General features: G+C 46.6%; 10 protein-coding genes and 1 pseudogene. 3 read left to right on the forward strand and 8 right to left on the reverse strand.

Annotated features, from left to right (window positions below):
- Positions 1 to 67 precede the first annotated feature (67 nt).
- The 3 genes from hydF to Q5076_RS13630 all read left to right on the forward strand — a co-directional run bounded on the left by hydF (position 68) and on the right by Q5076_RS13630 (position 4,237).
- Complete coding sequence (hydF, locus tag Q5076_RS13620) at positions 68 to 1,291, forward strand: [FeFe] hydrogenase H-cluster maturation GTPase HydF (RefSeq protein WP_303014151.1); 1,224 nt, start codon at positions 68 to 70, stop codon at positions 1,289 to 1,291.
- Between the two features lie 90 nt (positions 1,292 to 1,381).
- On the forward strand, positions 1,382 to 3,919 hold the full coding sequence (locus Q5076_RS13625) for a S9 family peptidase (RefSeq protein ID WP_303014152.1): 2,538 nt from the start codon (positions 1,382 to 1,384) through the stop codon (positions 3,917 to 3,919).
- 18 nt (positions 3,920 to 3,937) lie between these two features.
- Positions 3,938 to 4,237 (forward strand): hypothetical protein, encoded by a 300-nt coding sequence (locus Q5076_RS13630; protein ID WP_303014153.1) that lies wholly within the window; start codon positions 3,938 to 3,940, stop codon positions 4,235 to 4,237.
- Positions 4,238 to 4,657: 420 nt separating this feature from the next.
- On the opposite strand, the gene hisS is transcribed toward Q5076_RS13630, so the two are convergent.
- The 8 genes and pseudogenes from hisS to Q5076_RS13670 all read right to left on the reverse strand — a co-directional run.
- The gene (gene hisS / locus Q5076_RS13635) at positions 4,658 to 6,022 is read right to left on the reverse strand and encodes a histidine--tRNA ligase (RefSeq protein ID WP_303014154.1); all 1,365 of its coding nucleotides are present in this window, start codon (positions 6,020 to 6,022) and stop codon (positions 4,658 to 4,660) included.
- 213 nt (positions 6,023 to 6,235) lie between these two features.
- On the reverse strand, positions 6,236 to 7,399 hold the full coding sequence (locus Q5076_RS13640) for an aldo/keto reductase (protein WP_303014155.1): 1,164 nt from the start codon (positions 7,397 to 7,399) through the stop codon (positions 6,236 to 6,238).
- Between the two features lies 1 nt (position 7,400).
- Positions 7,401 to 8,231, reverse strand: a complete 831-nt coding sequence (locus Q5076_RS13645) for a carboxymuconolactone decarboxylase family protein (protein WP_303014156.1) — start codon at positions 8,229 to 8,231, stop codon at positions 7,401 to 7,403.
- 119 nt (positions 8,232 to 8,350) lie between these two features.
- Positions 8,351 to 9,163: an AraC family transcriptional regulator gene (locus tag Q5076_RS13650; RefSeq protein ID WP_303014157.1), complete on the reverse strand. Its 813-nt coding sequence runs from the start codon at positions 9,161 to 9,163 to the stop codon at positions 8,351 to 8,353.
- A gap of 667 nt (positions 9,164 to 9,830) precedes the next feature.
- Positions 9,831 to 10,511 carry a zinc metallopeptidase gene (locus Q5076_RS13655; protein WP_303014158.1) on the reverse strand — a complete coding sequence of 227 codons (681 nt, stop codon included), beginning with the start codon at positions 10,509 to 10,511 and terminating at the stop codon, positions 9,831 to 9,833.
- A gap of 118 nt (positions 10,512 to 10,629) precedes the next feature.
- The gene (locus Q5076_RS13660; RefSeq protein WP_303014159.1) at positions 10,630 to 11,928 is read right to left on the reverse strand and encodes an alpha-L-fucosidase; all 1,299 of its coding nucleotides are present in this window, start codon (positions 11,926 to 11,928) and stop codon (positions 10,630 to 10,632) included.
- A 175-nt stretch (positions 11,929 to 12,103) separates the two neighbouring features.
- The gene (locus tag Q5076_RS13665) at positions 12,104 to 13,375 is read right to left on the reverse strand and encodes an adenylosuccinate synthase (RefSeq protein WP_303014160.1); all 1,272 of its coding nucleotides are present in this window, start codon (positions 13,373 to 13,375) and stop codon (positions 12,104 to 12,106) included.
- A 58-nt stretch (positions 13,376 to 13,433) separates the two neighbouring features.
- Positions 13,434 to 13,603: pseudogene (locus Q5076_RS13670) on the reverse strand (transcriptional repressor); the annotation flags it as partial.

The raw sequence follows: 13,603 nt of genomic DNA on the forward strand, positions 1-13,603 counted from the left end.
ATAACATCGAAGAAAATATACCGGAAGATGCATGACGACAATAAATATAACGATAACCGTTCAGATTATGAGCTTAATTGATACGCCCAACGCCAACAGGATTCACATCACCCTCTTCGGAAAAAGAAACAGCGGGAAATCATCCCTTATCAATGCATTGACGGGACAAGACGCCGCACTCGTCTCAGATATTCCCGGCACGACTACGGACCCAGTATCGAAAGCTATGGAGATTCACGGAATCGGCCCGTGCCTGTTTACCGACACACCGGGATTTGACGATGAAGGCGAACTCGGGAAAATGCGCATTGAACAGGCACGGAAAGCGATGGAAAAGACGGATATCGCTATTTTACTCTGCGGGGGAGATGTCTCCACCGGAAAAGCCGTCCAGGCAGAAACCGACCTGACAGAAGAAATCCGCTGGCTGGAACAACTGAAAAGCCGGAAGATTCCTACGGTTTTGCTGATTAACAAGGCGGATATCCGGAAGGATTCGGAAATGTTGGCTGCCAAAATGAAAGAGATTTCCGGAGATACTCCCGTTCCGGTCAGCGCGAAAGAAGGGACGGGAATGGAACTGATACGCCGGGCAATCCTGGAAAAGCTGCCTCCCGACTTCGGCCAGCAAAGCATCACCGGAAAGCTGGCCGGAGAGAACGACCTCGTACTTCTGGTAATGCCGCAAGACATACAGGCTCCCAAAGGCAGGCTTATCCTGCCTCAAGTACAGACACTTCGCGAACTGCTGGACAAAAAATGCCTGGTTGTAACTTGTACGACCGACAAAATGCCGGAGATGCTGAAAGCCCTCTCCCGTCCTCCCCAATTGATTATCACGGATTCGCAGGCATTCAAGACGGTTTATGAACAGAAACCGAAAGAAAGCAGGCTGACTTCTTTCTCCGTGCTCTTCGCCGGCTACAAAGGAGACATTCATTATTACGTGAAAAGCGCTTCCGCCATTGACACCCTCACGGAAACATCGCGCGTGTTGATAGCCGAGGCCTGTACACATGCCCCTCTTTCCGAAGACATCGGCAGGGTAAAGCTCCCGCGCCTGTTAAGGAAACGGGTTGGCGGGCATTTACAGATAGATATCGTCAACGGGGCGGACTTTCCGCAAGACTTGACGCCTTATTCTTTAGTCATTCATTGCGGGGCGTGCATGTTTAACCGCAAACATGTACTCAGCCGTATCGAACGCGCCCAGAAACAGAATATTCCTATGACAAACTACGGAATAGCCATCGCTTTTCTCAACGGGATACTCGAACTGATAGAATATTGAAAAAAAAGAAGCATTTAGGTTGTATCCTAAAAACTTTAGCTTTACATTTGCCGCATAATTTAACCCTTTTATTAATTTAATACACGACACATGAAAAAGAAAGGAATGGCTTTAGTCATTTTTCTGTCAGCCGGACTTACTCTCCAGGCACAAGAAAAAGTAATGCAGTACAAAGTCCGGGACGCTATTGAAATCCGCACCCCCATCATGAACGACAGTATCAACCCCAAAGGAGAAAAACACACAGCCAAAATGTTGCTCCAGACTCCGGTAGTACTGAATCTGCCCGATGCGCCGGTACAGTCACTCACCACCGACACGGCGGGTTACCTTCATCTGGACAAAGCGGGTACAAACAGCAGGCTCTACGTATTTAAAACGCAAATCCGTGCGGAACGTTTCCTCAAAGGAAAACTGAAAATCACTTCCCCGGCCCGTTGGGAAGTCTTTATCGACGAGGTATCCAAACAGACGAAAGACACTGCCGAGGACAGTATCAGCTCCGCCTCTTCACGGGAAATCGCCATCAGCATGGAACCGGAACGGGATTATGAGATTACGGTCAAACTGCTTTCTTCGACGGAAGACAAGGCGGCTCCTGTTTTCAAATGCGAACTTATCAAAAACGATAAATTCAAAAACATCGGCTGCACACTGAATCCGGATGCCAAGAAACGTTTTACACTGGACAATACCGTGTACGGTAACCGGGCAATCTCCGTCGCCGTCTCTCCAAGCGGAAAATATCTGCTGACCCGTTATTGGAACAATCATTCCGCCAAACGCTCGCGTACTTACTGCCAGCTCACGGAATTGAAAACGGGCAAGGTTCTCCTGGACAACGCAAGGGACGGTATGCGCTGGATGCCGAAAAGCGACAAGTTATATTACACCGTGACGGCTCTGGAAGGAAACGACGTCATCACTCTTGACCCCGCCACTCTCCAGGAAGAGACTCTCCTGAAAGGAATACCGGAACAGGGTTTCACATGGTCGCCTAACGAGGACTACCTGATTTATTATCCCAGAGAAGAGGGTGAAAAGGAACAGGGCGCCCTCCGTCGTATCGTCAGTCCGGTAGACCGGATTCCCAACACGCGCGGAAGAAGTTTCCTGGCTAAGTACAACATCGCCAACGGGGTTTCCGAACGGCTGACTTACGGTAACCACAGTACTTATCTGCAGGATATTTCCCCCGACGGGAGGTTCTTGTTATACAGCACTTCCAAAGAGAATATCACCCAACGCCCGTTTTCGTTGTCTTCCCTCTATCTGGTAGACCTGGAAACTCTGAAAGTAGACACGCTTTTCTACAATGAACGGTTCTTGGGAGGCGCCAACTACTCACCGGACGGTAAACAGCTATTGCTCACGGCTAGCCCGGAGGCTTTCGACGGAATCGGAAAGAACTGCGGCAACCATCCTATCGCCAACGATTTCGACACACAGGCCTTTATCATGGACTTGGCTACCCGCAAGATAGAACCGATAACGAAAGATTTCAATCCTACTGTCAGCTTCCTGCAATGGAACCGGGGAGACAACTGCATTTATTTCAACACAGATGATGCCGACTGCAAGAATATCTACCGTTACTCGCCCAAAACCAAGGCTTTTGAAAAACTGGACCTGGAGACGGATGTTGTCAGCGCTTTTGCTTTATCCGAGTTTAATCCGGGCATCGCCGCATACATCGGCCAGTCGGATTACAACGCCGGAGCCGCTTATCTGTATGACATGAAGAAAAAGACTTCCCGGCTGTTGACCGACCCGATGAAACCGGTTCTGGAGCAAATAGAGTTAGGCAAAACCGAACCTTGGAACTTCACCGCTTCAGACGGTACGGTTATCACCGGAAAGATATGCCTGCCTCCCGCTTTCGACCCGAATAAGAAATACCCGCTGATTGTTTATTATTACGGCGGAACGACTCCTACGACACGGGGAATCAGCAATCCGTATTGCGCCCAGTTGTTCGCCTCACGCGACTATGTGGTGTATGTCATCCAGCCTAGCGGGACTATCGGTTTCGGACAGGAATTTTCCGCTCGCCACGTCAATGCGTGGGGAAAGCGAACGGCCGAAGATATTATCGAAGGAACCAAGCAGTTCTGCAAAGAACACCCGTTTGTAAATGAAAAAAGAATCGGATGTATCGGCGCTTCTTACGGAGGATTCATGACTCAATACCTGCAAACTAAAACCGACCTCTTTGCCGCCGCCGTATCTCATGCCGGCATCAGCAACGTAACCAGTTATTGGGGAGAAGGTTATTGGGGATATTCTTATAATTCGACTGCCGCTGCCGACAGCTATCCCTGGAAAGACCCGGATTTGTTCACCAAACAAGGTTCTTTGTTCAACGCCGACAAAATCAATACCCCGCTACTGTTGCTTCACGGTACGGTAGATACCAACGTGCCTATCGGTGAAAGTATCCAGCTTTTCAATGCTTTGAAGATATTGGGCAAAACAGTAGAGTTTATCACAGTAGACGGCGAGAACCATTTTATTTCAGATTATGACAAACGAATCAAATGGCACAATTCCATCATGGCATGGTTTGCCCGCTGGCTGCAGGACCAACCGGAATGGTGGAACGAGTTATACCCCGAACGCCATCTCTGATTCCGAGTTACTCTCTGAATGTCAGACAGGTTACACATCATTAATATTGCAGAAGAGTCCGGTATTATATCGGACTCTTTTCTTTTAAAAATCCCCGTTATTCTTCAACCTCAAACCGCTTTTGCCGCTGTCCAGCTTTTTACGGTTGTTCCTCAATCTGTTTTCGATTTCTCCGGCCGGAAGGAAATAACCTACCACCCGCTACCGGAAGCGGAATGCCGCAGACACGGCCGCCACACGACCCATACCCAAAAGAAAGACAGTGAGAATTGCAGGAAACATCGCCAAGATACCGACAACTTCATTCTTAGCCAATAACAGAAGAACGGAACCGGGGGAAGGATAACAAAAAGACGTTTCGCCCGGAATTAGGAAATAGAATTAAAAAGAGCTGTCTCAAAGAAATTGAAAGTTGAGAATCTTACAGACTGAAACTTAAAAAGGAAAATCTCTCCCTATTTTTGCCTTGTATTCTGATGAATGAAGGCTAAAAACAGGAAGGGATTCTCATGTCATAGCTTATAACTTACAAGGAAAGCCGTCCTTTTTTCTATTTCGAGACAGTTTCCTTTCAAGTTTCCCCTATAATTTTACTTAGAGAGATTAGCTCTTTATACCGCATAAGAAAAATGAGATATGTACCCTCCTTATTTCCCGATGCTTTACTCCGATTAAAAGGAAAGAAATCGCCAATCCGTCATTTCTTCTATTTTTCAATACCGTTGCAGACAATGCCCCTTATTTCTTTACGGCAGCGACCAGTTCTTCCGCTGAAACAGGATTCTGCTCTCCGCTTTCCATATTTTTCAGCATGACTTTGCCTTCTTTCATTTCATTTTCACCTACAATGGCAACAAACGGAATGTTTTTTGAATTGGCATAGCTCATCTGCTTCTTCATCTTGGCCGCATCCGGAAAGATTTCAGCGCGGATACCTGCCGCACGTACCTTTGCCAGAATTCCTAAAGAGAAAGCCGCCTCTTTCTCACCGAAATTGATGAACAGCAGTTCCGTCCCGTTCACCGCTTCTTTCGGATAAAGCTCAAGCTGATTCAGCACATCGAAAATACGGTCTGCACCGAAAGAAATGCCGACCCCCGATACTCCCGCCATTCCGAACACTCCGGTCAGGTTATCGTAACGTCCGCCTCCAGTAATACTGCCGATTTGCACATCCAAGGCTTTTACTTCAAAGATGGCGCCTGTATAATAGTTCAGACCGCGAGCCAGCGTCAGGTCCAGTTCGATTTCGTTTTCCAGACCCATTGTCTCCAACGTATTCAGAATAAACTCGCTTTCCTCCACTCCTTTCAATCCTGTCTCACTGGCACTCAACACATTTTTCAACGTCGCCAGCTTTTCCGCATTCGTCCCGTTGAGAAGAATAATAGGTTGCAGCTTCGCAATAGCCTCATCGCTAATCCCTTTCTCTTTTAGTTCCGCATTCACATTGTCCAGACCAATTTTATCCAATTTGTCTATGGCTACGGTTATATCGACTATTTTATCGGACTCGCCGATAATCTCGGCAATGCCGGAAAGAATCTTACGGTTATTTATCTTGATACATACGCGAATGCCGAAACGGCTGAACACCGTGTCTACAATCTGCATCAGCTCCACTTCATTCAGCAGCGAATCACTGCCGACAACGTCTGCATCGCATTGGTAAAACTCACGGTAACGTCCTTTTTGCGGACGGTCTGCACGCCAAACCGGCTGAATCTGATAACGTTTGAACGGGAAAGTTATTTCATCGCGATGCATCACCACGTAACGGGCAAAAGGCACTGTCAAGTCATAACGCAACCCCTTCTCACAAAATTTGCTCGCCAGTTTCGCTGCATTGCGGCTCAAGAGTTCTTCGTCCGTTATGCCGGAAAAATAATCTCCGGAATTCTGAATCTTAAAAAGAAGCTTATCTCCTTCATCCCCGTATTTGCCCATCAACGTAGAGAGCATTTCCATGGCGGGAGTCTCTATCTGCTGGAAACCATAGAGATGGTACACATCACGAATGGTATTGAATATATAATTACGCTTCGCCATCTCTACCGGCGAAAAGTCACGGGTTCCTTTTGGAATACTCGGTTTTGCTGCCATATGATTACTGTTTATAATTTAATTGCGCAAATTTACTGCAAATTTCCGAGCAACCCCCGCATATAACCGAAAAAATCATCAAGATTGCACTTCACACAGATATGTCACGGGGATAACCCGCTTTGTCCGGTCAAGCAGCCTTCCTTGCAGACCTTTGCTTCCGATAAATGGGGGGAGTCATAGCCATATACTCTTCTTTTCAGGTTTTATCCGCTAGAAACCGACCTGCCGTTGCTGTTCCGCATTATAACGGTCACCGACAACCGGAATAGCCGCTACCGTATCTTCCAGTTTTTTCCATTCTTCCGCCGGCAGGGAAAATTCCGGTGTCCGCAGATTCTCTTCCAGATGCGAAAGTTTTGTCGTTCCGGGAATCGGTACAATCCACGGGGCTTTTTGCAACAGCCAGCCGAGCGCCACTTGTGCGGAAGTCATGCCGTAAATACGTCCGAAGTCCTGCAACACATCCACAATCCGCAGGTTGGCCCTGATGGCTTCGGGCTGGAAACGGGGTAAATCCTGCCGGTTGTCATTGCTGGAATCGAATTGCGTGTATTCGTTGATACAACCTCCTAAAAATCCCCTATTTACAGGACTGTACGGCACAAAACCGATGCCTAATTCCCGACAGGTGTCAAGAACCCCGTTTTCCTCTACAAGCCGGTGCATCAGATGGTATTCACTCTGGATGGCAGTCAGCGGGCAGACCGCATGTGCCTTGCGGATGGTTTCGGCGCTGACTTCACACATGCCCCAATGCCGTATTTTACCTTCTTTCATTAAATCAGCCATCGTGGAAGCCACTTCTTCCACCGGCACATTTGCGTCGAAACGGTGTTGATAAAACAAAGGAATGCAGTCAATCCGAAGTCGGCGAAGCGAATCTTCACAATAACGACGGATGGTGGCGGGACGACTGTCCTGCCGTCCTGTACCCTTCCCGTCAATCACTTCATGTCCGAATTTGGTGGTCACGTTGATTTTACCCTTAAATTCGGAAAGGGCTTCGCCCGCTAACAGCTCATTGGACAAGGGCCCGTAAATAATAGCGGTATCGAACAGCGTAACTCCCCGCTCTACCGCTTCATGCAGCAAACGGATACATTGTTTTTTACCGGGATGCCGGCTTCTGTTATAAGTCATACCCATCATCCCGAAACCAAGCGCCGATACCTCAAAAGCCGCTTTACCAGTACCCAACACGCGATATTCCCTGATATGAGCGAGATGAGGATTGTCGGATGTTTTTTCCGACGGATTCGATTCGCTCGCAAGTACTCTGTCCAGTCCGGCAGGCATAACTAAGGCTGTTCCTGCCAAAGCCGCTGTCTTGAGGAATCCCCGGCGGCTGACACCTGTTTTTCTGTCTCCTTCCATCTTACTTTAATTTGGAATATATTTCATTACTAACCGGTTCAAGCCATTCATTTCTGTTGTTCTCTCCGGGAACTTCTATGGCAAGGTGGGAAAACCAACTGTCGGGAGCAGCCCCGTGCCAGTGCTTGACACCTGCCGGGATATAAACGATGTCGCCGGGAAGCAATTCCCGCGGTTCTTTTCCCCACTCTTGATAATAACCGCGTCCGCCTACGCACACCAAGGTCTGACCGCCTCCCTTGGCAGCATGATGCACATGCCAGTTGTTGCGGCAACCCGGTTCGAAAGTAACGTTTGCAACCGGAACACCGTCCGTAACAAGGGATGCAAGATAGCTTTGCCCGACGAAATACTTGGCATACGCATCATTGGGCTTGCCTACCGGAAAGATGAGAGTTTGCGCATACGCATCAAGCGAACCGGAAACGATGTTGCCGGTATCGCCCGTCCACACTTCCTTAGCCATGCGAAACGCCGCCCATGCTTTCGGCCATCCGGCATAGAATGCGGCATGGGTAAGTATTTCCGCTATTTCCGTTCGGGTCACTCCGTTCTTTTTTGCCGTTTCAAGATGGTACTTGAATGACGAGTCGGTCAGCCCTTGCGACATGAGGGCAACCACGGTTACGATAGAACGGTCGCGAAGTGAAAGGAGGTCGTTACGACTCCAGATTTCCCCGAAAAGGACATCATCATTCAAACGGGCAAATTCAGGCGCAAACTCGCCGAGCGCTTCACGCCCTGCCGTCTGGCGGATTTTGATTTGTGATTTTACCATGACTGGAAAGAATAAAATTAATAATAAGACCAGTGAAATTACTTTTGCTTTCATACCACAACGCAATTAAAATTCAACGTATATCAATCTTGATTTTTATATTGCAAAGGTATGAATCGAATCTTGTAACGGCTTTGCTGTAAGGCTCAATCTGTTTTATTTTAAGGCTCACCTTACAAAGAGGGAGCAATACCGTAAACTTGCTTGTACACTTTGGAGAAATGCGACAAATTCTTGAATCCTACGTCGAAACAGATTTCCGACACTTTCTTTTTCCCGGACTTGATTAAATCGTGTGCCGCTTCAAGCCGCCGTTTGATAATCCATTTCTGCGGCGTCAGTTCACTAACTTTGGCAAAGTCGCGTTTGAAGGTTGCCAGGCTGCGCCCCGTATAACTTGCTATTTCTTCCATGGAAAGGTCACACATATAGTTTTCGTTCAAATAATCGAGTATGTCTATTTTCCAAGGTTCCACGAAGTCAAACAGGGAGGCATACAGATTCTTGTCCGTATGAAGCAATACATACAACCCCTCTGTCATTTTCAGCTTCAACACTTCTTCCGAAGGTCTTACGCCCGAATCGAAATAAGGTATGACAGATTCAAAAAGACTGCGTATGTCCGGACGTTCACGGGGCAGCAGGCGCAGGCTGGCCCTCTCCCGTCTTGCTTCCATAGGAATGTCTTTTTTGTCAAGTTTCTGGTAAAACTCACGTAAAAATGACTTGGAGAATTTTAATACGACAGAACGGTAAGGCTTCCCGTCTGTTACCCGTTTCTGCAACCACATCCGGTTGTCACGACGCATAAAAGCGCAGTCGCCTGCACGGAGGATGGTTTTCTTTCCCCGTTCTTCAATTTCCAGCTCGCCGGAACAAAGGTAAATAAGCGTGTGTTCACGATTTTCGTGGGCACACCCTCTGTTGTCTGTAAAATAACATGCTATAAGTATGTTGGAGCAATCAAAAACATCTAACTTTTCCATATTTATATCTGTTTTTGTCTGATATTTACAAGGCAAAGGTAGTATATTTCCATTCACTGCGTTTTGTTGTAAGGCTCATTTTTTTAGAAGGTTGCCAACTTTGTTTACATTCATACTCCACAGGGAACATATTTTCTTCCCCGGTTACTTCCCGGTTGACGAGCCGGGCACTACAAAACACAAAAACAACGGTTATATACCAGTGTCCTCCGTATATCTGTTCCTATCATATAGCTTCTCTTCCAGTTCGTCGGAAGAGCTGAAAATTACCCGGATACTCCCCATTATTCAGATAATTCCTCCCTATCATCAACACAGGCATATCTAAACAGAAATCATTTGACAGTTCCGCCTTTTTTCAAGCGGTAACCCGGCATACGTCTGATAAAAAATGAGAGTGTCAAAATTCAACTTTAGAGGAAATGGACTTTTCATCTGAAACCTGGCACTCTTCATCAGAAACTCGGCATTCTTCATCTGAAACCCGATATTCTTCATTGGCAATAAAAAAACCGTATCAACTCTATTTCTGAGTAATGATACGGCCATTTTTATGTTTATCAGTTCCAATCCGTAACTGTTCCGGGTGTTCATCCTAGTTTCGACACACTCCCATTTTCAACTCTGTGAAAGAACGTCCGGTTTTGGACTTCTACTTTTTTGTCTTTTACTCTCTTCTACCCATGAATATCATGATATAGTAAATCAACGTAGCCAGCGAACCGAGTGCGGCAACCACATACGTATATGCAGCGGAACGGAGAGCATCTTCGGCTTGATTGTGATTGCGGGAGTTGGTTATACCGGATGAACTTAACCAGACAAGAGCGCGCTTGCTTGCGTTGATTTCAACCGGTAAGGTTATAAAACTGAACAACGTAGTCATCGCAAACAGAATAATACCTGCCAACAATAATTGCGGGAACGTGTTAAGCAACAGGATTCCGCCCAACAACACCCACGTCATAATAGAAGACGCGAAACTCACTACCGGAACCAATGCGCTGCGCATTTTCAACGGCGCGTACATACGTGCATGCTGGACAGCGTGCCCGCATTCATGCGCAGCTACGGCAGCCGCCATGATACTGTCACTCTCATACACGCCTTCACTCAGATTCACCGTTTTATTCGCCGGATTATAATGATCGGTCAACCGGCCGGGAGTATGTGTTACCTGTACGTCATAAATTCCATTATCATGCAACATTTTCAGCGCCACGTCACGTCCTGTCATGCCATTGCCCGTAGGAATCTGGGAGTATTTCTTGAATTTGTTCTGCAAATTCATCTGTACCAACCAACTGACTACGGCAATTCCAATAAATAATACCCAATAAGACATCATATAATTTTCATTTTAATTATTATTCTATAATTCTAAAACAAATAGCTTGCCAAAAATAAGGGGAAACTATCAATGTCTGAATAGTTCCCCCCTGCTTTTATGAAGAATTAGCTAAAAATTAGTCAATCGTAAGTTCTACCACATAGTCAATATCTTTCGGAATTTCCGGAAGCTCAAGCAAAACACCTGTTTTTGCCTTGACAAAACGAATCTCCGAACGATCTTTAAACACAAGCGCTTTCTTCACTTTCTTGCCTGTCAAGGGGAGGAATAACGCTTTGTCTTTCAAGGACAGGATATGTACATACAATTTATTTCCCTTCTGTGTCGTGACTCCCCAGTCGTGAGGTGCAACCACACCGCCGCGTGTTCCGTAAATAGTCGTACCATATTGTTTCATCCATTCCCCCACTTCCTGCAAACGTTGTAAAGCCGCAGCGGGCAATTCTCCGTCAGGTTGCGGACCTATATTCATCAATAAGTTGGCATTTTTACCGGCTGCTTTCACCAGATAATGAATCAGCGTCTTTGCAGACTTATAGTTCTGGTCGGTAATCTTGTATCCCCACATGCCGTTCATCGTCTCACAGGTCTCCAGCGGCAAACGGCTCACTTCTTGTCCGGAGAGTCCCGCCGTATTTTCTCCAGGAAGGTCACGTTCGAATATTTGAATATCTTCACCGGCAAAAGGAGCCCGATGGTGATTGTTGCCTATCAGGCATCCCGGTTGAAGTTTATGAATCAGAGCATATTGTTCGGATAATTTCCAATCGAAAGTCTCCGGCTGGTCCCACCATCCGTCAAACCAAACGGCGCCTACCGGACCGTAATTTGTCAGCAATTCCGTCAACTGGTTATTCATAAACCGGTAATAACTTTCCCAATTTCCTTTCGGATTCGGACGCCCTGTCCCGCGTCCCGTACGCCCCCAAGGATAATCCTCGCGAGTCCAATCGAGATGCGAATAATAAAAATGGAGTTTTATCCCGTATTTGGCACAGGCAGCGGCCAGCTCTTTTACTATATCTCTTTTAAAAGGAGTGGCTTTCACTACATTGTAATCCGAGTACCGGGTATCAAACATGGAAAAACCTTCATGATGGCGGGTTGTGAAACAGATGTATTTCGCTCCTGAAGCTTTGATGGCTTCTACCCATTTATCCGCATCAAACCTGGAAGGATAAAATCCTCCTGCCAGTTTGGCATACTCTTTATAATTCAGGTTCATGTTTGTCATTGTCCATTCGCCGGTAGCAAGCATTGAATACAGCCCCCAATGAAGAAATATACCGAATTTGCTGTCCTGGAATTCCTCGCGCGCTTTCAGGTTTTCCTCCGTAGGACGATAGGATGGCTGGGCAAGCGTTCCCAGACTGACGGCCAATAATAAAAGACAAGAAATAAAACGTGTTTTCATAAGCATAGGACTTTATTTTTGCATTTAAAATACGATTACAAAGGTCTGGAAAAACAAGAAGCCGTATCAAAATAAAACAAGCTATCCCAATGATAGACCGACCTTTATTCTGATACAGCCTCTTCCTGAACAGGATTGTTTATTATAGGTTATCCTGTTCCGGACAGCTTACCTGTTACTCTTCAGTATAGCGCTCGATAGTCTGCGCCCTGTCCGGACCTACGGATACTATCTTAATCTGCACTCCGAGCTGTTCTTCAAGGAAAGTCAGATAGGCATTGAACTCTTCAGGGAATTCGTCTTCGCTCTGCATCTTCGTCATATCCGTCCGCCAGCCGGGAAGTTCGGCATACACCGGTTCCACACCTTCCGTAATGTCATAAGGGAAATAATCTATTTCCTCACCGTTCACCTTATAGGCCACGCAAGCCTTGATTGTTTCAAAAGTATCGAGCACGTCGCTTTTCATCATTATCAATTTGGTAACCCCGTTTATCATAACGGAATATTTCAACGCTACCAGGTCAATCCATCCGCAACGGCGCTTGCGACCGGTCACCGACCCGAACTCATGTCCCAGAGTACACATCTTGTCACCTGTCTCGTCAAACAACTCTGTCGGGAACGGTCCTGCTCCCACACGGGTACAGTATGCCTTGAAAATACCGTAAACATCGCCGATACGGTTGGGAGCCACGCCCAATCCGGTACAGGCGCCTGCACAAACCGTATTGGAAGAAGTGACAAACGGATATGATCCGAAATCAATATCAAGCATCGTACCTTGAGCTCCTTCACAAAGCACGCTCTTTCCGTCTTTCAACAAATTGTTTACCTCATGCTCGCTATCTACAAAATGGAATTGTTTCAGGTATTCGACTCCTTCCATCCAGGCTTTCTCCAGTTCCGTAAGGTCGTATCCGTAATTCAGGCTTTTTAGAATCTGCTCGTGACGGGCTTTCGCAGCAGCATATTTCTGCTCGAAGTTATGCAATATATCTCCCACACGAACACCGTTACGACTCACCTTATCCGTATAGGTAGGACCGATGCCCTTACCGGTAGTTCCTACTTTCGCATCTCCTTTGGCCGCTTCATAAGCTGCGTCCAGGATACGGTGCGTGGGAAGAATGAGGTGCGCCTTCTTTGAAATATGCAAACGTTCCTTCAAAGGATGGCCTGACGCTTCGAGCGCTTCGGCTTCCGCTTTAAACAACGCCGGGTCAAGTACGACGCCATTACCGATGATGTTGACCTTGTTTCCCTGAAAAATACCGGAAGGAATGGAACGAAGTACGTACTTCTGCCCCTCAAACTCCAATGTATGACCGGCATTCGGGCCACCCTGGAAACGGGCAACCACATCATATTTAGGTGTTAATACGTCGACTACTTTTCCTTTTCCTTCGTCGCCCCATTGTAATCCTAATAGAACATCTACTTTCATAATATATTGATTAGTTTATTTAATTATCAACCATTCATAGCTTAAACAAGGATGAATCCTATTTCATATTTTCCTTTTTGCCGCCGGCGTTTCCTTTCTTCCGCTTGTTCGCCCTGTCACACTTGCTGCATATACCATATATGTACAACGAATAATGCGAAAGCTGGAACCGACTCAATTTCGTATTTTCAATGGCATGCTGCAATTCCTCGTTCTGAAACTCGGTCA

It is taken from the genome of uncultured Bacteroides sp., assembly GCF_958445495.1.
In the GTDB taxonomy this organism is placed as follows: Bacteria; Bacteroidota; Bacteroidia; order Bacteroidales; family Bacteroidaceae; genus Bacteroides.